Source organism: Sorangiineae bacterium MSr12523 (genome assembly GCA_037157775.1).
In the GTDB taxonomy this organism is placed as follows: domain Bacteria; phylum Myxococcota_A; class Polyangia; order Polyangiales; family Polyangiaceae; genus Pendulispora; species Pendulispora brunnea.
The window spans coordinates 7,963,595-7,987,649 of record CP089982.1 but is presented as its reverse complement, the minus strand read 5'-3'; the positions used below and the strand labels follow the sequence as shown (position 1 = coordinate 7,987,649).

Here is a 24,055-nt window from a genome sequence, read left to right as displayed (position 1 = left end):
CCTGATCCCTAACCCCTACAAATCTACGGATTGCACTCCACGACGCCGGCGCCATCGTTGATGTTCACGGCGCTGGCGGCGAACGTGGCCGTCAGCCAGAAGCTGTCACGGCAGCCGCCGGCGCCCTTCGGGTTCGAGCAGTAGTCGCCCTTCTGGGCGTCGCTCAGGTTGAGTTTGCCGTCGGTACCGCGCGGGCAACGCTTGATGCCCTTGTCGTCGGTCTCGCCGACGGCTTTGGTCAGTACGACGCAGAGGCTCTGCGTCAGGTCGACGACGTCCACCTTGTCGGCTTCTTCCAAGGTGATGTACCCGCCGAGCGCCGCGGCCGTCTTCCACTTCGTGCAGACGGACGGATCCTCGTCGCAGGCCGAATCGAGCGCCTTGAGATCGAATCGGCCGACGCAGTTGTTGTTCTCGGAAAGCGTCACGTTCTGAATGACCACGTCCGAGAGCGGCAAAATGATGACGTTCTTCACATCGCCACGGAGGAAGATCGGCACATTCAGCTTCTCGATCGCGCCGCTCGTGAAGGTGTCGCCGTCGAAGGTGACGCTCGTCTTGGCGGAGTTGACCTGAATGCCTCCCGCCAAGTGGTTGTAAAAACAGTACCCCTTGCCGCGCGGATCCGTGGAAGGAGGCGCGCCGCCGGTCTCCAGCGTTCCCGCACCCGTTCCTTCGCCCTTCGTCACGCGGAAGAGCCAGTTGAACGAGCCGTAACCGCGCTCGGCACAGGCGTTCGCGTTCATCTCGATGTTCGGGCTGAGGACGGTCGCGCGAATGATGTTGTCCGCCAATGCCGGCGGCGCAACGACGTTCAGCCTCCGGATGCGCAGATCAATCGTCGGCTTGCCCGTATTGTCCGAAAGGGGCATGCACGTGGCGGTGGAACCGCACGAGGCCTCGATGGTCGTACAGGCCGTCTGCTCGCAGAGGTTGTCCGAGTCGTCGCAATTCGCCGCAGGGTAGCCTCCCGGCGTCGAGACGCACTTGCCCGACTGAACATCCTGGTCGCCCCCTTGGGACTGCTGGTTGTTCTTCTCGGGCGGATCATAACAAGCCGCCACCAGCACCGGAATGCCGATGCCAACGGCGCCGAACAAAGCCAAGCCAATTTTGGTCATCTGTTTACTCATCGACTCTCCTCCGCGGGAAGGGCCAAGCTACCGCCATAATCGACGAGGCGTGCGAACGCCTGAATCCGTGCGTCGAGCTCCGAACGCGTCACCTTGGCGATGCGCGTCGTGCCAACGTCCTCCACACAGAAGGAGGCAAGGGCCGAGCCGTAGAACATGGCGCGGCGCAGGGTGCTCGGCGACGTGTCGCCGTGTCGCGTTACGTAGCCGAGGAGGCCGCCCGCGAACGTATCGCCCGCGCCCGTGGGATCGCGCACCTCTTCGAGCGGATAGCCCGGGCAGAAAAAGGTGCCCGCTTCGTCGAAGAGCAGCGAGCCGAACTCACCGCGCTTGATGATGACCCGCGACGGCCCGCGCTTCCGAATGTCCGCGGCCGCACGCACGATGTTGTCGATACCGGAAAGCTGGCGCGCCTCTTCGTCGTTGATGATGAGCAAGTCCGTGCGGGCCAAAAGCTTGTTCAGGGTGGCCGACTCGCCCGAGATCCAGAAGTTCATCGTGTCGGCGGCGACCAACTTGGGCTTTTCGACCTGGTCGAGCACGTCCAACTGGAGCTGCGGGTGGATGTTGCCGAGCAGCACGTACGGCGTGGAGCGATGCGCCTCGGGGATCTTCGGCTGAAAGTTGGCAAACACATTGAGCTGCGTGTCCAACGTCTCGCGGCTCGCGAGGTCGGCCGAGTAGCGGCCGCGCCAGAAAAAGCTCTTTCCGGCGACCTGCTCGACGCCCAAGGTGTCGATCTCGCGCTTGCGCAGAAAGTCCAGATAGTCCCGCGGAAAGTCGTCACCCACCACGCCGACGATGCGCACGCCGTGGGTCAGGAGCGACGCTGCAATCGAGGAGAAGGTTGCGGCCCCACCGACCACGTATTCGAACGTACCGTAGGGCATTTCCAGGGTGTCGAACGCCATGGACCCGACGATGAGCAACGACTGAGAACCTCTGTGGTTTTGCGCGTTTGACACGTATCTTCGTCCTATCTCGTGAAAACCCCGTGCGGGGTGTTACTTGCGGGGTGGGTGGGCTGGAAGCAGATCTGGAAGCGAGCCTAGCTCCTCAGGAGCGACTCCGCCACGTAGGCTTTGCGCGTGCGGCGGGCTCGCTCGGCCAGCACGATACCGCGCAGGGTTGCGAAGGCCGATTCGAAATCGTCGTTCACCAGCACGTAGTCGAAGAGCGCATAGTGCTCGATTTCCAGGCGGGCGGCCTCGAAACGGCGCTTAACGACATCCTCCGTCTCGCTGGCGCGCCCGCGCAGGCGGCGCTCGAGTTCCGCCATCGATGGCGGAAGAATGAACACGCCGGTGACGTCGGGCAGCTTGGCGCGGATCTGCCGGGCGCCCTGGTAGTCGATGTCGAAGATCATGCCGGTGCAGCCGGCCGCCTTGGCGTTCTCGATTTCGTGCAGGCACGTCCCATAGAGGTTCCCATGCACTTCCGCCCACTCGACGAACCCGTGATCGGCCACCAGGCGCTCGAACGCGGGGCGGTCGACGAAGTGGTAATCGCGACCATCGACTTCGTTGGCGCGCGGCCTGCGGGTCGTATGGGAAACGCTGAATCGCAGATCGGGAAAGGTCTCGAGAAGCTTGCGGGCCAGCGTGGTTTTTCCTGCGCCGCTCGGCGACGACAAGATAAGGAGCAAAAATTCATCCGGTAACATGGGGTGTTTCTTACCTTCACTCCACCTTCACTCGACGTTTTGAACCTGCTCGCGCATTCGCTCGAGCTCGGCTTTCATTTCGACAATCGCGTGGGCAATTTGGGCGTCGGGACTCTTGGCGCCCGCCGTATTCGCTTCCCGCACCATTTCCTGCAAGAGGAAATCGAGCCGGCGGCCGCATGATTTCTCATCGAGCAGCGCGAGGAATTGCTCGCAGTGGCTCAAGAGCCGCGTGAGCTCCTCGGAAATGTCCACCCGCTCGGCGAACAGCACCACTTCCGCCTCCAGGCGGCCCGCGTCGATTTGCAGATCCATGGTGCCGCGGAGTCGGTCCGTGCGCTCGCGCAGGCGCTTGCGGTGCTCCTCCAGCAAATCCGGCGCGCGAACGCGCACCGTCGAGGTGAGCTCCCGCACCGAGTCGAGGCGTTTGGCCAAGTCGGCGCACAAAGCAGCGCCCTCGCGCTCGCGCATTTCATCCAGGGAAATGACGGCGCGGTCGAAGGCCAAGCGCGTGGCCTCTTTGGTCTTGTCGATTTCGCGCTCCACGGAGGAGACGAAGAGATCCGGAATGGCGCCGAGGAGCGAAAGCGGAACCTCCGTGCCGGGGGCGATTTCATCGCGCAGCTCGCACAACGAACGGTAGGCGCTTCTCGCGCGCTCGCGGTCCAACGTGGTGAGGCCCAGCCCAATGCCGTCGACGCGCACCGTCACTTCGAAGCGGCCGCGCGTCATGCGCTCGCGGGCGAGCTGTTCCACGAAGCCAGCGAGATCCCCCAACTCGCGTGCCACGCGCACGCGAACATCCAGGAAGCGGTGATTCAGCGCGCGGATTTCCACCCCGAGCCGCCCGGCCCCCAGCGGGTGATCCCCTGCGCCGAAGCCGGTCATGCTTCGCATGGGGACCCCTTCATCGCTACGAGACTCCCTTCTTCCGCTTCACCTGCTCCAGGACGCGCGCATATTCGACTTCCCACGTGCGTGAGCCCTCACTGACATGCCGCAATTGCGCGCGAACCTCTGCATCGATTTCGCCGTCCAGCGCCATGTGCTTTTTGAACACCGCAGCCATTTTTCGCCGCAGTTCTACGTCTTCAACGAAAATTTCTTCTACGTTTGCGGAGTGGTGAAATATTTGGACGACCTGGTCCAATACGTAATCGAGCATCTCATCGCCGACTTTGATACCTTTGGTCTCGGCGATTTGATTGCGGACGCGGCCAAAGTCGTTCATCGAACGTCCTGTGCGCTCGAGAAGCTCCTTGGTGCGGTCGTTCACGTCGCGCTCCGCCGCCAAGTAAGTTCGAAGCACTGCCTCGACGTCGGCTTGAACCTCTTTCGGTGATTCGGTTTCGATGTCACCCGCCGCAATCAGAATGCGAACGACTTCGGCCGCGATGGGCGCCACCCGCCCGCTAAATAAACGCATCCTGGCACAGTACCCTTCTTTTACCCGGCGCGGAACGGGCGCCATACATCCTGCGAGGAAAAGATCGTGAGTGACACGGTGACCGGATTGCAGCCTCCGAGCATCCCGCCCGCCCCCGAAGCGGCCCCGCAGGCGAACCCCCCTGCTCCCCCTGCTCCCTCTGGTCTTGGCCAAGTACGGACCGTCGAGTTGTCGCTGCTCGACTTGGAAGAGGGCTGGAACGTCGAAGAAGCGCGCTCCACGCTGCTGGAGGCCGCAAGCCAGGCACAGCAGGTCGCAAAGCCGACCACACCGGTCGAGTCGAAGCGGCGTCCCCCGCCTGTCCCCCCGAGCGCACCCCGATCGGTCGACAAGCCATCGTTGCCGCCCCGCACCCGACCGGCCCCGCCGCTGCCGCGGGAGAGCCATTCGGCCCCGCCGCCGCCGGTCGCCGCGCGGGGAGAGACGCCGAGTGTGCCGCCGCCGGAGGTGCGGGTGCGCGTCGAATCGCCGCTGGAGCAGTTGACGGCGCAGCTGCAGTCGCGGGTGGCCGTGCTCGAGAAGGACGACGACAAGCTGGCCCTGGCGCGTGCGCACCTGGAGCTCGCCGTGTTGGACGAGTCCGCGGGCGACGGTGCGCGCGTACTGGAGCACGCCGAGGCGGCGCTTCGCATCGAGCCATCGCTGGTGATGGCCCATGCCTTGGTGCGCCGTGCGCGTCATGCGCGCGGGGCGGCGCGTGTGCTGCTCGAGCCGCTGGAACACGAGATCCTGGCGGCCACGGGCGATGGCGAGCGGGCGGATCTGCTTGCCGAGAAGGCGCGTCTGCTCGAGGCGGCCGAGGAGAAATCCGAGGCAGTTCGCGAGGCCTGGGAGGCCCCGCTCGCGGTGGTCTCGGGGCATGCTGCCGGTCTGAAAGGGCTGGAAGCTGCGCTGGTGCGCGATGCCGGGCGGGATGCCCCGCCGTCGGGGGTCTGCGAGCGTCTGGCGTCGCACCTCGGGCGTATGGCCGATGCATACGGTGGCGAGCCGCGCCTTGCCGCGTGGCTTCACGTGGAGCGGGCGCGCATTTTGGACCGCAAGCTGGGCGACGCCAAGGCTGCCTGGAGCGCGTTGCGTCAGGCGCTGGCGCTGGATCCGGGCGTGGGCCCCGTGCGAAGCGCCTGTGTGCGGCATGCGGCCCGTCACAACGACGTGGCCGCGCTGTTCGAGTTGCTCGTCGAGGAGTCGGGGGTGGAGACGGAGCCCGCACGCCGCGCGCGGCTCGAGCTGGACGCTGCGACGTTGGCGGCCACGCGGCTCGGGGATACGGATCGCGCCGTGACCTTGCTCGAGCGGGCGCACTCGCGCGCGCCCACCGCGGAGACGGTGGACCGCCGCGTGCTCGACCTGCTCGTGGTGCTCCACGAGTCGGCGGGGCGATTGCGCGATGCCATCCGGGTGCGCCGGGCGCGTGCACACTACATCGAAGATCCGCGCCGGCTCGCCTACGAGCTGCGCCTCATGGCCGCCTTGTCCGAGCGCGCGGGCGACACCGCCACGGCGCTGGCCGATGTGGAGCGGGCGCGCGCGCTCGACCCGAAGGATCCCACCTTGCTCGAAACGGCGGATCGTTTGCTCGCGAGCGTGGGGCGCGAGGATCGGCGCGCGCAGCTCTGGGCGGACGTCGCGGCGCGCTCGGAGGATCCGCTGAAGCGGGCGCGCTTGCTGATGCGCGCTGCGAAAATTTCCGAGGCGATGGGCCGGCCCGCGGAGGCGATCCTCCACTTGCGCGCGGCGCTGTCGGCCGCGCCGGCGGATGCCGAGGTCGTGGAAGCGCTCACGCGGTTGCTCACGCCGGCGCCCGTCGAGCAGACGGAGGCGCGCGCCCGGATTGCGATTTACATGCACGCCGCTGAAGAGGTGAAGGACCCCGTGCGGCGGGTCGGTTACCTGGAGCGCGCGGCGTTGCTCTGGGAGGAGACGTTGGGCGATGCGCCGCTGGCGGCGCGTGCGTTCCAGCAGGTGCTCGACATCGAGCCCGATCGGCGAAGTGCCATCGTGGGGCTGCAGCGAACGGCGGCGAGGGCAGGGGACGCGAGGGCGCTCGGTCGTGCGCTGCTCGACGAGGCGCGCATCACCTCCGCACCGGAGCGCCGCGACGAGGCGCTCGACCTGAAGACGCGCGCGGCGGCGGCCTTTTCCTTCGAGGATCCGGAGCGCGCGCACTCGCTCATCGACGATGTGCTGCGCGAGAACGCGGCGCACGAGGAAGCGCGGGCGCTCCAGGTGCGCCTGTACGAAGCGGCGGGGCGCTGGGAGCAAGCGGCAGCCGCGCTGGCCGACCGCATCGAGGCGACCAAGGACAACGAGTCGAAGATTTACCTATGGCTCGCGCGCGCGGAAATCGTGCAGAGCCGGCTCGCGCGCGTGCCCGACGCCATCACGGCGTTGCGCGCGGTGCAGCAGCTCGATCCGGCGCATCCGGTGCCGCCGGATGCCATTCCGCGGTTGCTCGAGGCTCTGGGCGATTGGGCCGCGCTGCGCGACGAGCTCATTGCGCAGGCGAACCAGTCCGATACGCCGTTCGAGCGGGTGCGCCACCTGCTGCGCGCGGCCGAGATCGACGAGTACTCGCTCCGCAACGACGAGGGGGCCGCAGGGTTGTACTCGCGGGCCCTGGGTGAGGCGCCGTCGCATCCGCTGCTTCTCGAGCGGCTCGTTCGCCTGGCGGCGCGGCTCGGACCCGACGTGGCCGATCCCTCGGGCAAGCTCGAAGGCGGCGGCAGCCACGGTGCGTTCGAGCGGGCGATGCTCCTGGTCGAATCGGAGGCCGAGCCGCGGCGGGCCATCACCTTGCTCGAGGCCGTGACCGCGCGCGACACGGCGCACCTGCCGGCGCTGCGCACCTTGGAGACGTTGGCGCGCACCACGGATTCGCTGCCGCTTTTGGCCAATGCGCTCTCGCTGCAGGCGACCACGTTGCACGCGCCGATCGCGCGACTCGGGGCGCTCTGGTCAATGGCGCACCTCGTGGAGTGGCGCCTGCCGGAGAGCGGCGATACATCGGTCTACACGCGCATTTTGGAGCATGCGCCCGAGGATCGGAACGCGCTGGACGCGATTTTCCGGCGCACGGTGGCCCTCGCGCGCGGTGGCGATGGGGTGGCGCGTGCGTCGGCCACGAGTGCCCTGCTCGTGCTGCTCGCGCTCAAGTCGGCGGGCACCCGCCCGAGCGACGATACGTCGCGCCTCATGATGCACCTGGAGCTCGCGCATCTCTACATGCCGTGGAGCGAAGGCAATGGGATCTCCCATCTGCCGGGCGACATCCCCAGCGTGGCCGCGCGCTCGGCGCTCGACCATTATCGCAAGGCGCTCGCCATGGACGTGATGAGCGTCACCGCGGCGGTGGGCACGGCGCGCTTTGCGTCGCAGCTTCGCGATGGCGAGGCGGGGGTGGCGGCATCGACGTCGCTGGCCGATCTCGCGCAGGATCCGAAAATCCGGGCGCGGCATTTGCTGGAGGCCGCCGATTTGCTGCTGTCCGCGCCCGAGGACGCGCGCCTGGGCACGGCCGATCAGCGGCGCACGCGTGCCGTCGAGTTGCTCGAGCGCGCGCTCGATGCGGATCCCGAGTCCATTCCGGTGGCCGGGCGGCTGGCCACGGTGCGGGCCGATCAGCATCGGCCCGATCGCCTGGTGGAGGTGTTCCGCAGTGCCATTCGCCGTGCGAATGCGCCCGACGCCATCGTCATGCTGGGCAGCGAAATCGCGCGCCTGGCACGCACGGAGCTCAAAGATCTCACCGTGGCCGTCGATGCCATGCGCCGCGTGCGCGAGGTGGCGCCGCGGCACATTCCGTCGCTGCTCACGTTGGCGGAGCTCTACATCGCCCAGCGCGCGTGGCCGGAGGCGGTCGACGCGCTCGAGGCGGTGGTCGAGCACGCGCGCGGTCCGGGACTCACCGCCGATGGCCGCAACACCGTATCGTCGGGCGATCCGCGGCTCACCGCGCTTTTTGCCCTGGGAAGCCTCTACGAGCGCGTGCTCGCCAAGCCGGACCAGGTGGACCGGGTGCTGCGCGCCGCGCTGGAAATCGATCCCACGAGTGCGCGCGCGCTGCGCGGCTTGGTGCGGCGGCTCGGAAGCTCGCCGCAGGCCAACGAGCGCCCCGTGCGCGAGGAGATTGCCTCGTTGCTCGAGCGGCTCGGGCGGGTGGAGCCGGCGCCGGAGCAAAAGGGCGCCATTTACCTGGATCTGTCGCAGGTGCGGGCCACCTTGGAGGATCGCACGGGTTCCGAGCGTGCGCTCTGCGAGGCCATCGCATGGCTCCCGGGGCTGCTCGATCGGCTCGTGGCCTGGCACACGACGCCGCAAGGCTTGGACCGCAAAGCGCACATGACGGCGCTGCGGGGCATCGTCAAGCGCGCCCAGGAGATCAATCGGCCGGACGCGATCTGTCTCTCGACGCTGGGGCAGCTTGCGGTGGAATTCGGCCAGATCGAGGAAGGAATTACGCACTTACGCGCGGCGCTGGCGCTCTCGCCGGCGATGCACGAGACGCGTTTCCACCTCGGTGCGGCATTGAGCCTCGCCGGCCGGCCCGAGGAAGCGACGAAGACGCTGCTCGATTTGCTCATCCCCGACTCGCGTCCGTTCCTGGCGCTGCGGGCGCCCGGCGCCGGCCTGGACCTGCTGGAGCGCACCTTGGCCGCGGAGCGCCGCACCGAGGAGGCGCTGGTCGTGCGCGAGCTGCGTGCACTGGCCGGTACACTCGACGACGCGAGTCAAATGTGGCTGCGCGGGCGGCGCCTGGCTTTCGACGGCTCGAGCACCGAGCCACTCGACCGCGCGAGCCTGGTCAACAATGTCGTGCCGCCCGAGGGCCGGCATGTTCTCCTCGATGTGGCGTACGCGCTCTCCGGGAGCGAGGGAAAGCTGTTCCGCTCCACGGCGCACGAGCTTGGCGTCACCTCGCGCGACCGCGTCGGGCCGCGGAGCGGGCACCCCCTGCGGCCTTTGTTCGAGCGCTTGATGTGGCTTCTGCGCCTGCCGGAGACGGAGCTCTACGTTTCCGAGGCGGTGAGCTACACGCGGGTGGTCTCGCAGGACGTGCCGTGGATCATCTTTCCGCAGAGCCATTTGGACCTGCCCGAGTCGCGGCAGCTTGCCGCATTGGGGCGCGCGCTCACCCGCGTGGCGTTGGGGGTGCCGTGGATCGAGGATCTGCCGCCGCCGCACGTGCAAGCGTTGCTCACGGCGGCCGCACGGCACGCGAACCCCTCGTTTTCGTACGACGTGCGCGAGCGGCATCTGGCCGAGTTGATCGCCGAATACGAGCCGCGCGTGGCGCGGGCCATCGGGCGCAAGCAGCGCAAGCTGCTCGCCGATCTGGCCTATCGCCTCGATGCGCCGGTGGGACCGACGCCGCAAGAAATGGAGGCCTTCGTGCGCGCCGTCGCCCATGCGGAGCTGCGCGTGGCCTTCCTCGTCACGGGCGATCTCCTCGCCACCGTCGACGAGCTACGGGCGCTGGATCCGCACTTCGCGCGCGCGCTGGGCGGCATGAACGAGCATTCGGTGGCGACCATCTTCTCGCACCCGCTGGCAGGCGATTTGGCCCGCTTCGCCTTGAGCAAAGAGGCCACGGCGTTGCGCTGGCGCACGGGCACGATTTGGGGCGCGAACGGCGCCGGATCGCGTTAATTCAACCGGCGCAACCGTGCTGGCGGGCACCATGGTTGCACGGGCTCCTCTTCGACCGACGCGGCAAACGCGCTCGTCGGAGAGGAGCGATACCATGAGATCCTTCTTGCGCTCGCCGCTCGCGGCGATCACGGTGACGACTGCTATTTTCTCCCTTACGGTGACGGCGCAAGCCTTCGCCCAGACCCCGCAAGCGCCTCAGTCTCCGCAGGCGCCGCCCGCGGGCCAGGCTCCGCAGGCACCGCAAGCGCCTCAGGCCCCGCAGCCACCTCAAACGCCGCAGGCCCCCCAAACGCCGCAGGCCCCCCAAACGCCACAAACCCCGCAGACGCCGCAGTCTCCCGCGTCGTCACCAGGGACTACGCACATCACCTCGGCACCGGTCATCGTATCGCAGACCGGACAACCTACTCCTGTATCCCAGGACACTGCGTCGAACTCGTACCGGCCGAACCGCAAGCTGCTCTTCGGAGGCGTTCTCACGTTGGGGCTCGCCTACGTGCCCGCCGCGGTCGTCGGCACCACCAGCGAGCGGGACGGCGATCGCAATCTGCTCATTCCCGTGGTCGGCCCATGGCTCGACCTTGGGGACCGCGGGCCGTGCAATGGACCGGGCGAGAGAAGCTGCAGCAGCGACACGACGAACCGCGTGCTCATCGCCGTCGACGGTGTTTTCCAGGCCGTGGGCGCGCTGCAAATCCTCGGCGCCTTCATCTGGCCCGAGCCACGCCGCACGGTGATCGTCGAAGGCCGCAACACCACCCCAGCTACGCCACCTCCGCCACAAAAGCTGCAAATGCGGGTGAGCCCCGCAAACATTGGCCGCAGCGGCTACGGTTTGTCGGTGGTTGGCACGTTCTGAGCGCAGCCTCGAACAAAGCCCCGCAGCTTCGGACAAGACGCGCACCGGTCTCCGGGCCAAGATGCACCGTCACCATGGCCCTTGCACTCGATCTCCGTGTTGGAACCATCGTCCGCGTCGAAGCCTTTCCCGAGGCTCGAAAACCAGCGTACAAGCTCTGGATCGACCTCGGAGAACTGGGCGAAAAAACGTCCAGCGCGCAAATCACGCAGCTTTACACCCCCGACCAGCTCGTCGGCCGCCAAGTCGTCTGCGCCGTCTCCCTGCCCCCGAAGCGCATCGGCCCCTTCACCTCCGAAGTCCTCGTCACCGGCGTCGACACCCCCAACGGCGTCGTCTTGCTGGCACTCGAGCGCCCCGTGCAAAACGGCGGTCAGATCTTTTGACGACGATTTTGGATTGAACAGGGAGGGGGGAGGCGGGGAGGGATACGGCACAAATCCCACCGCGCACCGAGGCTAATTTTTGGTTTTCATTGCGCCCACTGGGCCAACTGAGAACCAAAAAAAGCCTAGGCACCCGGTGGGATTCGCGTTGTTTCCCTCCCCGCCTCCCCCCCTCCCTGTTCAATCAATCTTCTAGCGTTTTCTCCGACTCGAAGGGCCTGCGCTGCCGGGGGGTAAGCGCATTTCGCGCATGCCCAATTGCAAACGGCGCATGACGGCTTTCTTTTGGCGCTCTTTGTATTTGGCGTGGCTGGCTTCGCCGCGTTCGTTGTTCGCTTCGGTCTCGCGGTCGATGATTTGGAATTCGCAAATCACGAAGATGACCGGCCCGAGGCCCCAGGCGCTGGAGGGGGCGCGTTCGAGGAGGCGGCGGGGAAGGCGGACGGGCATGTCCACGACGAAGTGGATAATCTTGTAGGTGTCCGCCGTGAAACGATTGTCGGTCGGGGTGTAATCGAGGTCTTTGCCTGCTTGCATCTCCGGAAGCATCGGCCGAAGGTGCGAATTGGCCTTGCAGTATTCCCGAAATGGAAACATCGAATTGATGCTCTGCCCCGGAATGACATAATTGAAGGGGAAGAGTCGCTTCGATAGATATTGCATCACCGGGAAAATATCGTCGTACGATCGCGTGACGATGCGAAAACGCAATTTGTCGTAAATCTGCGCGGCGACCGTATCTTGCTTGGAAAGCAACTTCGTATAGAGCGAGTCTTTGTTCTTTCGGCCGCCCACGAATTCGGTAATCGGAAAGCCGCCCGCGAGCATGCTGCCGATGACCCGGTAAACCTTTTCCTCGACGACGTGGAAGATCTCCTGGTCGGAGAGCGGCAGCAGAAAGAGCAGCTCGCGCCCTTCGAGGTGCTGAATGATGTGCATGCACTTCAAAATCGTGCAGGCGCATGTCTGCCGGTGGCCGCGGGTCGATGCGAGCAGGAGCAGCTCCTCGATGGTGGCACGCTCGACCGGCTTGGGAATCGGATACTCGAAGTGGCGGCGCAAATAGCTGATGGCCTCGTTTTTCAGCCATTCGATGCGCGTGCGGTCGGCCGGCTCGTCGGGATGGAACTCTTGCGCCAGCAAGATCTCGCGGACCTCTTCCTCGTCCCGCAAATTCAGACGGTGCCAGTCGATCACCGAATCGCCGCGCAAAATCAGACGCACCGTCTCGAGATCCGCCAGTGTGAACTCCTCGAGCCGCTTCAATCGCTCCGGCTGCTTTTCCTCCGTCATCCCTTTCAGTCATAGTACGAGCGTGAAGGTCGGTGACGAGGAACTGCGCGCGGCGCTCGATGCGGTGCGTGCTCGGGCGGATCTGGCGGCGCGTCGGGCATCGGATCCCGTGGGCGTGGTGCACCGGTACGAGGATCCGCTCGATCGGGAGCTGGTCGGGCTCGTGGCCGCGTCGGTGGCTTTCGGCAATGTGAAGACCATCTTGGCCAAACTCGGCGATCTGCTCGACCGCGTCGGTCCGAGCCCCTGGCGCGCGGCCGATGGCGATCCCGCGGCCCTCAAGGCGAGGCTGCGCGGATGGAAGCACCGCGTCTTCATCGGCGATGACCTTGCGCGCCTTCTCCTCGGAGCCCGCGCCGTGCAGCGCGCCCACGGAACACTTGGCCAGTATTTTGCGGCTCTGCTCCAGCAACACGGGGACATTCGCCTTGCCCTGGCCGCCTTCTGCGACGCCATCCGGGACGTAGGGAAACTCCGCTCACGCACCCGCCGCGGCCCGGCGCATCTCCTTCCCGATCCGCGCGGCTCGAGCGGCGTCAAACGGCTGCTCCTTTACCTGCGCTGGATGGTTCGTCCCGCCGATGGCATCGATCTCGGCCTGTGGCCCGTCGAGCCTTCGCACCTGCTCATGCCCGTCGATACGCACATCCATAAGCTCTCGCGCAACCTCGGCCTCACCCGTCAGGAGCGACTCACCTGGCGCGCCACCGAGGAAATTACCGCGTCCCTCGCGCGCCTCGATGCCGGTGACCCGACCAAATACGACTTTTCGCTCTGCCACATGGGCATGCTCCAGCGTTGCCCCTCCCGCCGCGACAGTGCCCGCTGTAACGGGTGTGGTGTCATGCCCGTCTGTAGGCATTGGCGCTAAGCCCCTCACGCTTCTTGCGGAAGAGACGAGAAACATGGCACGGTAAAAGCTTCCCGTATGGCCGAAAAGCGACAAGATTTTTCACTCGACGCCGTCCGCACCGATGGCTGGTTCGAGCGCATCGGCGAAGGGATCGGGAGCTTCCAAGCGCTCTGCGAAATCGTAGGCGAGCGCTTTTTCGCCTTTTCCATCATCGTAGGCGCGCGCATCACCGCGCTGACCGTCGACCGGCGCAGTCCAGATCAGACGCTGGTCGACTTCGTGGTGGGCGTGGGGGATGGCGACGGTGATCTCGAACCCCAGCGCCTTACCCTGGCGGATTTTCGCCGCCGTTTGGTCGGCGCGCTCCTCGTGGAAGAGGAACGCGATCCACCGTTGCCCTCGCGTGAGACCGACACCGAGGCGATTCAGCTTTACATCGGCGTGCGCTACCTGCTTCTCGCGCCGCTCTATGGCTACTCGCTGCGCCGGCTGATTCTCACGAAGTCGCGCCAGCAGCTGCTCGTCTCCCACGACGGCAGCGACGAGGAGTACGAGCTCGAGACCTTCCGCACGCGCATCCGTTCGCACGTGCGCGACGAGCTCGATCGCATCGCGTCGGGCTCGCGCAGCGCCATCGACCTGTCCAAGGTCGCCGAGGCGGAGGCTGCGGCCCTTCGGCAGGAGTGGCCCAAGGTCGTCTCCCTGCTGGGTGCATGGCCCGCGCCGCTCGCCATTTTCCTGCGCACGCCCGAGGGGCAGATGCTCGCGCCCGATGCGCGGGGGCTCATCGCCCGTGGTCTGGGGCTGCTCGGCTCCGCGTGCGTGCACCTCGGCGAGGTCGACCAAGCGGAAGAGGTCTTTCGCATCGGCATCCAGTACGCCCAAGAGGGCGTGGCCGCGGCGGACCTTTTCCGGCGCCTCGGTGAGGCCCTCCTCATCAGCGACCGGGCCGGCGAGGCCATCGCTCCGCTGCGGCGCTCGCTCGCCTTCGGAGGGGGCAACGCCGAGGTGATGCCGCTCTTGGGGCGCGCTTTGCTCAATCGCGGCAAGTACGTTGCGGCGTACGGCTGCTTCCGGGACGCGCTCGAGGCCGGTGTCGGCGAACGGGAGCTGGCCGAGGAACTCCAGAAGATCGAGGTCGCCCTGGGGCCGTCGCTCACCGCTTGGAAGGCGACGCGGGTGGCGGGGTAGGGGACCCGCTTTTCGCGGGGAAAAAGTCCAGTCTTTCCCCCTCCCGCTCGCGATCCCCCTCCCGATTCTTTTTTGGACCCTTCGGGAGCGGGATCGGGAGCGGGAGGGGGGTGAAAGGCTCTGTTGACAGGGCCCTGGGATACCACTATTCCCCCACCCCAAAGTCGTTCCACTTGTCGAAATAGCGCGCTAATCAAGAAGGCAACGATGCTCCTCATCCAAAAGTACGCACCGATGTTCCTGATCATCGGGGTCGCCGGCGCCGTCGCCTCCCTCTTCTTCATCGGGGCCACGCTCCTCGGGCCCAAGAAGCCCACCCCGGAGAAGATGCTGCCCTTCGAGTGTGGCTCGGAGAGCTCGGGCGGACGCCACATCAAACTCAGCGTCAAATTCTACCTGACCGCCATCCTCTTCGTCGTCTTCGACATCGAGACGGTGTTCATCTACCCCTGGGCGGTCCAGTTCAAGTCCCTCGGCTGGTTCGGGTTGGCCGAGATGTTCGGCTTCCTCATCGTCGTCGTCGTCGCCCTCATCTACGTCTGGCGAAAAGGCGCGCTGGAGTGGGAAAACTAGGAAAGAAAAGAAGATGGCCACGACGAACACAGTGACTCTCGAGGGCAGCGAGCAAGGGTTTGCCACGACCCGGTTCGACGCACTTCTCGGTTGGGCCCGCAAGTACTCCCTGTTTGCCTACCCCTTCGTCACCGCGTGCTGCGGGATGGAGTTCATGGCGCTCACCAGCCCCCGGTTCGACATCGCGCGCTTCGGCGCCGAGGCCCCGCGCTTCTCCCCGCGCCAGGCCGACCTGCTCTGGGTCGTCGGCACCATCAGCCAGCGCCAGGCCCCTGCGCTCCGGCGTATCTACGAGCAGATGATGGAGCCCAAGTACGTGCTCGCCTTCGGGACGTGCGCGAGCTGCGGCGGCTTCTACGACAACTACACGACGGTGCCGGGCATCGACAAAGTCATCCCGTGCGACGTGTACGTGCCGGGCTGCCCGCCCCGCCCCGAGGCGGTGCTCGACGGACTGATGCTCCTGCAGGACAAGATTGCCCGCGGCGACCGCACGCCGGCCGTCGTCAAGCCCCGCACCGATCCGGTGCCCGGCCTGGTGCAACTGCGCCGCGGCGACGACCAGCTCACCATCGGCGAGCGCGAGGCCCGCGTGAAGGCCGAAAAGGCCCTGCGCGACCTCGGCCGGGGGATCCGCCATGAGTAAGGCCGTCCTCGAGAAGTTGAAGTCGAAGTTCGGCGCCGCCGTGCTCGAAACGCACAGCGATCTGGGCGACGACACCGCGGTGGTCACCGCCCAGAGCTGGAAGAGCGTCTGTGAGTACCTGCGCGACGATGCCACGCTCGACTTCGACATGTTCATCGACTTGTGCGGTGTCGACTACCCGACCCGCCTGCCGCGCATGGAGGTGGTGCTCCACCTCTACTCGACGACGCGGCGCCACCGCGTTCGCCTGAAGACGCGCGTGGGCGACGAGGACATGGACGGCGCAGAGGTCGACAGCATCACGGGCATCTGGCCCGGCGCGAATTGGTTCGAGCGCGAAGTCTACGACTTGAGCGGCGTCACCTTCCGCGGCCACCCGGATTTGCGCCGCATCCTCATGTACCCGGAGTTTCAGGGCCACCCGCTGCGCAAGGACTACCCGGCGCAGAAGACGCAGCCCCTCGTCGAGTACCGCACCGAGGCCGACGCCGGCGTGCCGCTCGACAAACAGGCCCCGTTCCGCGCCGACGAAGGCATGTCCTTCGGCCGCATGGATTGGCTGCACCGCAACGACGAAGAGAACCCCACGGCGCTGCCGAAGGGCGTCGTTCGCGCGATCAAGCCGAGCGAAGTGAACGGCAACGGCGTGGAGCACGTCGAGCCCGGACAGACCCTTCCCACGAACCCCCCGAATCAGAAAGACGTGAGCTGAATGGAGCCCATCGATCTCGAGCTGGAAGAGGGCGAGCTCGAGCTGCCCGCAGAGCCCATGCACCTGAACATGGGCCCGTCGCACCCGGCGATGCACGGCACCGTGCGCATCGTTCTCGAGCTGTCGGGGGAGACCATCGTCAAGGCCGACGTGCAGATCGGCTACTTGCATCGCGGCTTCGAAAAGATGTGCGAGCGCGGCACGTGGGCGCAGGTTTTCCCCTACGTCGACCGTCTCAATTACGTCTCGCCGATGCTCAACAACGTCGGCTACGCGCTGGCCGTCGAGAAGATGTGCGGCATCCAAGTGCCGGACCGCTGCCAGTGGTACCGCATGGCCCTCGGGGAGTTGGCGCGCATCAGCGACCACCTCACCTGCACGGGCGCCATGGCCATGGAGCTCGGTGCCTTCACGCCGTTCCTCTGGTTCGTCAAAGCCCGCGAGATGGTGTGGGACATCATGGAGGAGGAAACGGGCGCCCGCCTGACGCACTCCTTCGGGCGCATCGGCGGCATGGCTGCCCCGCCCACGCGTGACTTCAAAGAGCTGTGCCGCGGCGCACTGAAGCAGATCATCGGCATCGTCGAAGAGGGCGAGAAGATGCTGCTGAAGAACCGCATCTTCATCGACCGCCTCGAGAACGTCGGCATCATCAGCGGCAAGGACGCGGTGGCGCTTTCGTGGACGGGCCCGTGCTTGCGCGCCTCGGGCGTCGCGTACGACGTGCGCAAGGCGCACCCGTACTTGAAGTACGACGAGGTCGACTTCGACGTGCCCATCGGCAAGAGCGGCGACACGATGGACCGTTTCCTCGTGCGTCTCGAGGAGATCCGTCAGTCGAAGCGCATCATCGAGCAGGTGCTCGAGCGCATGCCCGACGACGGCCCGGTCAACGTGGACGATCCGCGCGTCATCCTTCCGGAGAAGCGCGACGTGTACACGACCATCGAGGCGACGATTCAGCACTTCAAGCTGATCATGGAAGGCGCCAAGGTTCCCAAGGGCGAGTGCTACTCGTACACCGAGGGCGGCAACGGCGAGCTCGGGTTCTACCTCGTCTCGGATGGCAGTGGCACGCCCTACCGCGTGCGCATTCGCCCGCCGTGCTTCCCCATCACGAGCGGCCTGTCGAAGCTCATCACGGGCAACATGCTCAGCGACATCGTGCCGACCTTCGGCTCGCTCAACATGATCGGCGGCGAGTGTGACCACTGATCGCACCCCGCTTTCTCTATCTTTGACGCTGCAACCATAGGTTCCACGAGATGCCGACTTTCACCTACGACGGCAAGACGATCCCCTTCGAGCCGGGCGAAACCATCATCAAGGCAGCCTATCGCCAAGGCATCGAGATCCCGCACTACTGCTGGCACCCCGGTCTGAGCGCACCGGCCAACTGCCGCATGTGCCTCGTGGAGATCGCGCCGGCGGCTGGCCAGCGCGCCATGATGCTCGACGTCCTCGAGTGGGACGCGTCCCTCAACGACTACCGTCCGCGCCAGAAGCCGAAGCTCCAGCCCGCGTGCCAGATCCCCGCGGCCGAGGGCATGCAGGTGAAAGGCGACTCGAGCGACAACGTCAAAGAGGCGCGCAAGGGCGTGCAGGAGTTCTTGCTCCTGAACCACCCCGTGGACTGCCCCATCTGCGACCAGTCCGGCGAGTGCAAGCTGCAGGATTACTGGCTCGAGCACGGCCAGTACCAAAAGCGCATGCGCGACGAGCCGATCCACAAGCCCAAGGCGGTGCGTTTCGGCCCCAGCATCGTGTACGACGGAGAGCGCTGCGTCATGTGCACGCGATGCATCCGCTTCATGGACGAGGTGGCGAAGGATCCCGTCCTCGACATGCGCGAGCGCGGCAACTTGAACGAGATCTTCGTCGCGCCGGGCCGTGAGCTCACGGGTCATTACACCTTCATGACGGAGCACGTCTGCCCCGTCGGCGCGCTCACCACGGTGGACTTCCGCTTCAAGGCCCGCGTGTGGTTCCTGCGCACGGCCAAGACGGTGTGCCAGGGTTGCGCGACGGGCTGCAATGCGCACCTCGACTACGACCCGCGCTACAACAAGGTGTACCGCTATCGCCCGCGCGACAACGAGCAGGTGAACGCCTACTGGATGTGCGACGAGGGCATGCTCAGCTACAAGCGCGCCCACGAAGATCGCGTCGTCGACCCGTACGTGAAGGGCTCGGTCTCCGCGATGAAGAAGGCACTCGCCGAGGCGAAGAGCTACTTCGAAGCGGTGCCCGGTGAGACCATCGCCGTGGTGCTCTCCGCGCAGCATTCGCTCGAGGACAACTGGGCACTGCGCGAGCTCGCGGGCGCGTATCTCGGCACCCGCGCCATCTACGCGACGGGGCTGCCCGAGGGCTACCACGACACGATCCTCATCCACGAGGACAAGAACCCCAACACGCGCGGTGTGCTCGAACTGGCCCCCGGCGTGCGCCCGTTCTCGTCGCTCCTCGATGACATCGAGGCGGGAAGGGTGACCCACGTGATCGCGCTCGGCGGAGAAACGCCGGCCGATGCTTCTGCAGAACTGGGCCCGCGCGCGAAGAATGCGCTCGAGCGGCTGCAGGCGCTGGTCACCATTGCGGCGCACGATGGCTTGCTCGCGCGTGCGGCGCACGTGCTGCTCCCGGCGGCGTCGTGGGCGGAAGCTTCCGGCACGTACGTCAACGCCAAGGGCATCCACCAAGTGACCGAAAAGGCCATCGAACCGCAGGGCGTCTCCGAGCCCGGGTGGAAGCTCGTCGCCGACGTCGGCCAGGCCCTCGGTTACGACACGTCGTGGACCAAGTTGAAGCAGGTGCGCGCGCGTTTGACGTCCGCGCCCACCGTTCCTGACGCAGCCGCCGTCAGCCCGTCGCGTCCCCAGGTAACTCCGTAGTCCAAGTTTAGCTCACTCGAGAGAACGACCCCGATGACTCCTGCGCAATGGATCTGGACGATCGTGAAGCTGGCGATCATGATCGGCTTTCTGATCAACGTCGCCGCGCTCCTCACGTGGCTCGATCGCCGTCAGAGCTCGATGATGCAAGACCGCGTCGGCCCGAACCGCGCGGTGCTCAAGATCGGTAAATTCGAGCTGCGCGCCGCAGGCTTGCTTCACACGGCGGCCGACGGTTTGAAGTTCTTCTTCAAGGAAGACTTCGTCCCGCCGAATGCCGACAAGTTCCTCTTCGGCCTCGCGCCCATCCTCTCGATGATGCCCGTGCTCGCGCTGGTGGCGGTCATCCCGATGGGCGACACCGTTCTGCCGCAGTACCTGTTCCGCGCGGCGTCCGACGGCCACACGATCTTTCCGGCCATCTCGCGCCTCGGCGTCGAGACGGTGCGCGGCATGCGCCCCGTGGAGCTCGCGGTGGCGCCGCTCAATTCGGGCATCCTCTTCGTCTTCGCGCTGGCCGGGCAGGGCATCGTTGGCGCGGCCATCGCCGGCTGGTCCAGCGACAACAAATTCAGCTTGATGGGCGCCCTCCGCGCGGCAAGCCAGATGGTCAGCTACGAGGTCACGATGGGCCTTTCGCTCATCGGCGCCTTCATGATCTACGGCACCCTGCGCCTCGACGACATGGTCCGCTGGCAGGGTGAGAACACCTGGGGCGTCTTCGTGCAGCCGCTGGCGTTCTTCCTCTTCTTCGCCGCCGCCGTCGCCGAGTCGAAGCGCATTCCGTTCGACCTTCCGGAGGCCGAGAGCGAGCTCGTTTCCGGTTACTTCACCGAGTACTCGGGCATGAAGTTCGGCATGTTCTACTTCGCCGAGTACATGGAGGTCGTCACGAGCAGCATGCTCCTGGTCACGATCTTCCTCGGCGGCTGGAACATCCCGTTCCTTCACCGCGACGGCCTCACGATCGCCATCGGGGATCTGACGCTGGTGCACCAGGCCATTCCGCACATCTGGATGAGCATCATCGGCGTGGTCGTCTTCTTCGGGAAGGTGCTCGCGACTTGCGTCTTCCAGGCCTTCGTGCGCTGGAGCCTCCCGCGTTTCCGTTACGACCAGCTGATGAAGCTGGGCTGGCGCGTGCTGCTCCCGCTCTCGCTGGCGAACGTGTTCCTCACCGGTTGCATCTACCTGGCCCTCGACAAGCCGTCGGGCGAGGTGTCGTCCGGGCTGAAAATTGCGGCCGATTTGAGCCAGCTCTCCGTGGCGCTGGTCGTCACCTTCTTCGTCATCCGCGGCGTCGTGGGCTTCTTCGCCCCGGTGCGTCGTCAGTACTGGATCGTCGGAACGTCCGCCAACTTCGCCCAGGCGCGAGGCGGTACCGAAACGACGCCGATGCAGCTCTAAAGGTAAAGACCATGGCTACCGCGACCTTCCCGAAAAAACCGCCGTCTCCGAACAATGCTTACGTGGTGGCGCACGTGGAGCCGACGCCGGCCACGCAGGTGTACCTGCCCGAGATCTTCAAAGGTCTCGCGGTGGCGATGAAGCACTTCTTCCGGAACACCAAGGAGATGGTCCGCAACGAGCGCCCCGATCCGGTGACCGAGAGCATCGCCAAGGGCATCACGACCATCTCGTACCCCGAGCAAAAGCGCCCCTATCCGGAGCGTTTCCGCGGTCTGCACCGCCTTACGCAGCGCGACGACGGAAGCCCGCGCTGCGTCGCGTGCCTCTGCTGCTCCACGGCGTGCCCCGCGCAGTGCATCTTCATCGAGGCGGGCGAGTACCCCGAGGGCGATCCGCGCCGCGGCTACGAGCGCTACCCGGTGAAGTTCGTCATCGACGAGCTGCGCTGCATCTTCTGTGGCTACTGCGTCGAGGCGTGCCCCTGCGATGCAATCCGCATGGACACCGGCCTGCACGCCGTCCCCTACGACTCGCGCGACCAGTTCATCTACCGCAAGGACCTGCTCCTCGCGCAGGCCTCACGCGATGGCTCGCACCTCACGGCCAACCCGCGTCACGAACCGGGCGACGAAACGCACCCCGGCGTCACGCGCGAGCATATGACGCACTGAGGCGAATGGAGCACGGAGCGCCGGCTTCCCGCTGGTGCTCCATCCTTCGCGCGGCGGCAGCGCCGCCCGTCCCGAAAATTTTCGAAAGGGCAGAGGAATCGGTAGGATCTCACCGATGCACCTCCGCCGCGTTCTTCGCATTGCGATGCCCTGGCTCTGCGCAGTTGCCCTTGCACACTGCGGAGGCTCTTCGTCCTCACAGAGCAGTGTGAGCCCGGCGCCCAAAATGGATCAGGAGACCCTGAACCGCCCGCCGCCCACCAAAGACGTGGAGGTGAAGAACCTGTGCCAGACGGGCGTTCCCGTTTACATCGGGGAAACGCCCAATGGCACGACCGGGGATCACATCGTGCTTCGCGGCGGCGGAACATCGCACTTTCCGCGGCGTCCGGACGGAACGTTCACCATCTGGATCGAGGACGAACGTGGATATGGTCTTGCGAAGGTCCACGTCTCCCGGCGAATGAGCCATGTGGAGATAGGTGCGAGCTGCAAAACGTTGCACGCGGACTAATTGGAGTTGCCCCGCCGGCGTGCCGAGCGCTCATCCGACATCGCTGTACGATTTGCGACGATTGTATGTCGTGCTAAGCGATCCCAGGCGCAGCTTGTAGTAGCGTGGCAAAGTGGCGAGGTGAATTTGATGACCATCAGAGGTTTCCTTATCGCTTCCATGGCGGCCGTACTCGCAGTGTCCAGCGGTGGCTGTGACGATCTCGAGCCCCCCGTTCAGAATACAAAGAACGGCGGTATACCCATCGATGTCTCGAACGAGAACCAGACGATCGTCCAGGGCGACGTCAAGGAGCTGTTCGGCAAAAAGGTCACGAACTGGGTAGTGCTCGACCCGCAGACCAAAAAGGTAAGGGCCCTCAAGTGGACGTTGCCCGTGACGGCCGTGGAGAACGTTCCGCCCAATATTCAGTCGGACGTCCGTTACTGGATGAAGCTACCGAAGGAATTCACGGACCAGACGCTCTTCACCGGAATGTCTTACGACATTTTGCCCCACGGTCACGCGCCCGCCAACATTTACAGCGTGCCTCACTGGGAAAATCACTTCATCACCTTTACCCAAGAGCAGTCCGTGGCGATTGACTGCCGCAATACCATCTTCCCGTCGGACAATCTCCTTCCGCCGGGGCCGGGCTGGTTCTTCATTCCGCCCCCCGACAATTGCATTCCCGGCATGGGTTTCCACGCGGTATCGGCGCTTTTGCCCGAGTTCAACAAAGCGTCGTTCACCAGCAGCTTTCTCCCGGATTACTACGACGGCAAGTTGGCTTCCCTCGAAACCAAGGCGGCCAGTTCGTACCTCATCGAGCGGGAGTCGTTCAGCCTTCCGGCACCCCAAGTGCCCATGCCCAAACCGACGATCATTCCGTCGAAGATCGTGGTGACGTACGACCGGCCCTCCGACACCCATATTTGGGCCATGACCGATTTCGTCGATGCCGTCGTCATTCCTCCCCAATAGCGTCCGAGGCGACGTTTCCACGAGGGTGTTCGCGCAAAATTTTTCTTCACCATGGAGTCATTGATGAGCCTTCGGCGCGTTTGTTTTTATGCTTCGAGTACACTGGCCCTCGCAGCGGGGTGCCTTGCCGTATCGAACTGCAAAGACGACGACAATTCGAATGTAACCGATTCCGGGGTCTCTCCCTTCGAAGACGTCGTGCTTCCGGATTCCCAAGCTCCGCCCACGAAGTTCCAGGCGACCGCCATCACGCTCGAATTGAGGAATCAGCCCAAAACGGGAGTGCCGGACAGAGTCTATCCCGCGCCGGTGGTGCAGCTCCAATCGCGACCGCCTCGCCGCATGCCGGACAAGGCGCAAACGGGGTTGCTCGATCTCGAGGGCATGGGCTGCGCTGCCTACCACTCGCCGACCCATCCCGAGCTCGGTGACGACGATATGGGCACCCTCACCATCGAGGGTCTTAGCGGGGCGCCGAAACCGTTCACCTGCGAGTGGAAGGTCACCGTGCCGGTGTTTCCAGACATCCACTATTACGCGTGCAACGGCTTGACCCCGAGCCCGCAAACCGGACTCGCGCTTCGTTACGCGCCGCTGGCCCCCGGCAAGCGATTCATCGAGAAGACCGACAAGCTCGTGATCTCGACCACGGGCGGCGCCCAAGTAAAGGCCATTCCGAAGAATCAGCCGGTCCCCCAGGTTGCCATCGACAACCTGAAGGTCTCGACCGATCTCTGGAACATCACGCCCGATCAGATCGACGGCACCAAGGATTTCGACGTCGAATACAAATGCGGTGACGGCGACTGCGTCCAGGGCGCGGGCGTGCAGCTTGCGGTCATCACCACCGACGGCAAGATCGATAGGGACGATTCCGGGGCCGCCGATCCGTACGCGTTCCCATTCCCCTCCAGTGACTGGGGCATCATCCTGTGCCAAGAGGCCATGACCAAGGCCCCCACCCGCATGCGGGTGAACAAGGAAATCCAGTCGGTGTTGGGCAAGGTGTGGACGAGAGCGTTCGTGCAATTGGCCGTGTTCAACAACCGCATCGACGCCACGAAGGAAAACGACAAGGTCGTCATCGGCACGGGCCTCGGATACTTCGGAATCACCGATCGCAAATAGGATGTTCCCAGCCGGGGCACGCGTCAGGAGAGGCGCGTGCCCGCGTGCTTTTTGCCGAACTTCACACGTC

The 24,055-nt window shown here is 65.4% G+C and carries 20 protein-coding genes and 1 pseudogene; 15 read left to right on the top strand and 6 right to left on the bottom strand.

What is annotated here, in order from left to right; genetic code table 11:
* Window positions 1-23 precede the first annotated feature (23 nt).
* From LZC95_31345 to LZC95_31325, 5 genes are all read right to left on the bottom strand, one after another.
* The gene (locus tag LZC95_31345; GenBank protein WXA90938.1) at window positions 24-1,133 is read right to left on the bottom strand and encodes a hypothetical protein; all 1,110 of its coding nucleotides are present in this window, start codon (window positions 1,131-1,133) and stop codon (window positions 24-26) included.
* Window positions 1,130-2,044 (bottom strand): PfkB family carbohydrate kinase, encoded by a 915-nt coding sequence (locus LZC95_31340; GenBank protein WXA90937.1) that lies wholly within the window; start codon window positions 2,042-2,044, stop codon window positions 1,130-1,132. Before LZC95_31340 ends, LZC95_31345 begins: the two co-directional genes overlap by 4 nt.
* A 137-nt stretch (window positions 2,045-2,181) precedes the next feature.
* Window positions 2,182-2,796, bottom strand: a complete 615-nt coding sequence (gene gmk, locus LZC95_31335; protein WXA90936.1) for a guanylate kinase — start codon at window positions 2,794-2,796, stop codon at window positions 2,182-2,184.
* A 27-nt stretch (window positions 2,797-2,823) separates the two neighbouring features.
* On the bottom strand, window positions 2,824-3,693 hold the full coding sequence (locus tag LZC95_31330; protein WXA90935.1) for a YicC family protein: 870 nt from the start codon (window positions 3,691-3,693) through the stop codon (window positions 2,824-2,826).
* 16 nt (window positions 3,694-3,709) lie between these two features.
* Window positions 3,710-4,267 (bottom strand): DUF507 family protein, encoded by a 558-nt coding sequence (locus tag LZC95_31325; GenBank protein ID WXA90934.1) that lies wholly within the window; start codon window positions 4,265-4,267, stop codon window positions 3,710-3,712.
* A gap of 21 nt (window positions 4,268-4,288) precedes the next feature.
* Here LZC95_31325 and LZC95_31320 point away from each other — a divergent pair, with 21 nt between their 5' ends.
* The 3 genes from LZC95_31320 (at window position 4,289) to LZC95_31310 (ending at window position 11,137) form a co-directional block, all read left to right on the top strand.
* A complete protein-coding gene (locus tag LZC95_31320; protein WXA90933.1) occupies window positions 4,289-9,889 on the top strand; it encodes a hypothetical protein in 5,601 nt (1,866 codons plus the stop codon).
* A 94-nt stretch (window positions 9,890-9,983) separates the two neighbouring features.
* A complete protein-coding gene (locus tag LZC95_31315; protein ID WXA90932.1) occupies window positions 9,984-10,751 on the top strand; it encodes a hypothetical protein in 768 nt (255 codons plus the stop codon).
* A gap of 74 nt (window positions 10,752-10,825) precedes the next feature.
* Window positions 10,826-11,137 carry a tRNA-binding protein gene (locus LZC95_31310; protein WXA90931.1) on the top strand — a complete coding sequence of 104 codons (312 nt, stop codon included), beginning with the start codon at window positions 10,826-10,828 and terminating at the stop codon, window positions 11,135-11,137.
* A 192-nt stretch (window positions 11,138-11,329) separates the two neighbouring features.
* On the opposite strand, the gene LZC95_31305 is transcribed toward LZC95_31310, so the two are convergent.
* The gene (locus tag LZC95_31305; GenBank protein WXA90930.1) at window positions 11,330-12,430 is read right to left on the bottom strand and encodes a TIGR04552 family protein; all 1,101 of its coding nucleotides are present in this window, start codon (window positions 12,428-12,430) and stop codon (window positions 11,330-11,332) included.
* A gap of 22 nt (window positions 12,431-12,452) precedes the next feature.
* Between LZC95_31305 and LZC95_31300 the strand changes: the two genes are divergently transcribed.
* The 12 genes and pseudogenes from LZC95_31300 (at window position 12,453) to LZC95_31245 (ending at window position 23,985) form a co-directional block, all read left to right on the top strand.
* Window positions 12,453-13,301: a TIGR02757 family protein gene (locus tag LZC95_31300; GenBank protein ID WXA90929.1), complete on the top strand. Its 849-nt coding sequence runs from the start codon at window positions 12,453-12,455 to the stop codon at window positions 13,299-13,301.
* A gap of 57 nt (window positions 13,302-13,358) precedes the next feature.
* Window positions 13,359-14,474 carry a hypothetical protein gene (locus LZC95_31295; protein WXA90928.1) on the top strand — a complete coding sequence of 372 codons (1,116 nt, stop codon included), beginning with the start codon at window positions 13,359-13,361 and terminating at the stop codon, window positions 14,472-14,474.
* 207 nt (window positions 14,475-14,681) lie between these two features.
* Window positions 14,682-15,047, top strand: coding sequence for an NADH-quinone oxidoreductase subunit A (ndhC, locus tag LZC95_31290; protein WXA90927.1), 366 nt, complete (start codon window positions 14,682-14,684; stop codon window positions 15,045-15,047).
* A 13-nt stretch (window positions 15,048-15,060) separates the two neighbouring features.
* Window positions 15,061-15,525 (top strand): annotated as a pseudogene (gene nuoB / locus LZC95_31285) (NADH-quinone oxidoreductase subunit NuoB).
* Window positions 15,526-15,685: 160 nt separating this feature from the next.
* Window positions 15,686-16,405, top strand: a complete 720-nt coding sequence (locus LZC95_31280) for an NADH-quinone oxidoreductase subunit C (GenBank protein WXA90926.1) — start codon at window positions 15,686-15,688, stop codon at window positions 16,403-16,405.
* Entirely contained in the window at window positions 16,406-17,620 is a 1,215-nt protein-coding gene (locus tag LZC95_31275; protein WXA90925.1) for an NADH-quinone oxidoreductase subunit D, read from the top strand.
* A 50-nt stretch (window positions 17,621-17,670) separates the two neighbouring features.
* Window positions 17,671-19,299 (top strand): 2Fe-2S iron-sulfur cluster-binding protein, encoded by a 1,629-nt coding sequence (locus tag LZC95_31270; GenBank protein WXA90924.1) that lies wholly within the window; start codon window positions 17,671-17,673, stop codon window positions 19,297-19,299.
* A gap of 33 nt (window positions 19,300-19,332) precedes the next feature.
* Complete coding sequence (locus LZC95_31265) at window positions 19,333-20,706, top strand: NADH-quinone oxidoreductase subunit H (GenBank protein ID WXA90923.1); 1,374 nt, start codon at window positions 19,333-19,335, stop codon at window positions 20,704-20,706.
* 11 nt (window positions 20,707-20,717) lie between these two features.
* Window positions 20,718-21,380 (top strand): NADH-quinone oxidoreductase subunit I, encoded by a 663-nt coding sequence (locus tag LZC95_31260; protein ID WXA90922.1) that lies wholly within the window; start codon window positions 20,718-20,720, stop codon window positions 21,378-21,380.
* A 115-nt stretch (window positions 21,381-21,495) separates the two neighbouring features.
* Entirely contained in the window at window positions 21,496-21,894 is a 399-nt protein-coding gene (locus LZC95_31255) for a hypothetical protein (protein ID WXA90921.1), read from the top strand.
* A gap of 159 nt (window positions 21,895-22,053) precedes the next feature.
* Window positions 22,054-22,857, top strand: a complete 804-nt coding sequence (locus tag LZC95_31250) for a hypothetical protein (protein WXA90920.1) — start codon at window positions 22,054-22,056, stop codon at window positions 22,855-22,857.
* A gap of 63 nt (window positions 22,858-22,920) precedes the next feature.
* Window positions 22,921-23,985 (top strand): hypothetical protein, encoded by a 1,065-nt coding sequence (locus tag LZC95_31245; GenBank protein ID WXA90919.1) that lies wholly within the window; start codon window positions 22,921-22,923, stop codon window positions 23,983-23,985.
* Window positions 23,986-24,055: the final 70 nt, after the last annotated feature.

What these genes read in the sequence shown, in the direction of transcription:
- LZC95_31270 (WXA90924.1), top strand. Translation starts at nt 17,671, where the DNA reads ATGCCGACTTTCACCTACGACGGCAAGACGATCCCCTTCGAGCCGGGC.
- LZC95_31245 (WXA90919.1), top strand. Translation starts at nt 22,921, where the DNA reads ATGAGCCTTCGGCGCGTTTGTTTTTATGCTTCGAGTACACTGGCCCTC.
- LZC95_31255 (WXA90921.1), top strand. Translation starts at nt 21,496, where the DNA reads ATGCACCTCCGCCGCGTTCTTCGCATTGCGATGCCCTGGCTCTGCGCA.
- LZC95_31275 (WXA90925.1), top strand. Translation starts at nt 16,406, where the DNA reads ATGGAGCCCATCGATCTCGAGCTGGAAGAGGGCGAGCTCGAGCTGCCC.
- LZC95_31345 (WXA90938.1), bottom strand. Translation starts at nt 1,133, where the DNA reads ATGAGTAAACAGATGACCAAAATTGGCTTGGCTTTGTTCGGCGCCGTT.
- LZC95_31265 (WXA90923.1), top strand. Translation starts at nt 19,333, where the DNA reads ATGACTCCTGCGCAATGGATCTGGACGATCGTGAAGCTGGCGATCATG.
- LZC95_31280 (WXA90926.1), top strand. Translation starts at nt 15,686, where the DNA reads ATGAGTAAGGCCGTCCTCGAGAAGTTGAAGTCGAAGTTCGGCGCCGCC.
- gmk (WXA90936.1), bottom strand. Translation starts at nt 2,796, where the DNA reads ATGTTACCGGATGAATTTTTGCTCCTTATCTTGTCGTCGCCGAGCGGC.
- LZC95_31310 (WXA90931.1), top strand. Translation starts at nt 10,826, where the DNA reads ATGGCCCTTGCACTCGATCTCCGTGTTGGAACCATCGTCCGCGTCGAA.
- LZC95_31315 (WXA90932.1), top strand. Translation starts at nt 9,984, where the DNA reads ATGAGATCCTTCTTGCGCTCGCCGCTCGCGGCGATCACGGTGACGACT.
- LZC95_31330 (WXA90935.1), bottom strand. Translation starts at nt 3,693, where the DNA reads ATGCGAAGCATGACCGGCTTCGGCGCAGGGGATCACCCGCTGGGGGCC.
- LZC95_31340 (WXA90937.1), bottom strand. Translation starts at nt 2,044, where the DNA reads ATGGCGTTCGACACCCTGGAAATGCCCTACGGTACGTTCGAATACGTG.
- LZC95_31295 (WXA90928.1), top strand. Translation starts at nt 13,359, where the DNA reads ATGGCCGAAAAGCGACAAGATTTTTCACTCGACGCCGTCCGCACCGAT.
- LZC95_31250 (WXA90920.1), top strand. Translation starts at nt 22,054, where the DNA reads ATGGCGGCCGTACTCGCAGTGTCCAGCGGTGGCTGTGACGATCTCGAG.
- LZC95_31305 (WXA90930.1), bottom strand. Translation starts at nt 12,430, where the DNA reads ATGACGGAGGAAAAGCAGCCGGAGCGATTGAAGCGGCTCGAGGAGTTC.
- ndhC (WXA90927.1), top strand. Translation starts at nt 14,682, where the DNA reads ATGCTCCTCATCCAAAAGTACGCACCGATGTTCCTGATCATCGGGGTC.
- LZC95_31260 (WXA90922.1), top strand. Translation starts at nt 20,718, where the DNA reads ATGGCTACCGCGACCTTCCCGAAAAAACCGCCGTCTCCGAACAATGCT.
- LZC95_31325 (WXA90934.1), bottom strand. Translation starts at nt 4,267, where the DNA reads ATGGCGCCCGTTCCGCGCCGGGTAAAAGAAGGGTACTGTGCCAGGATG.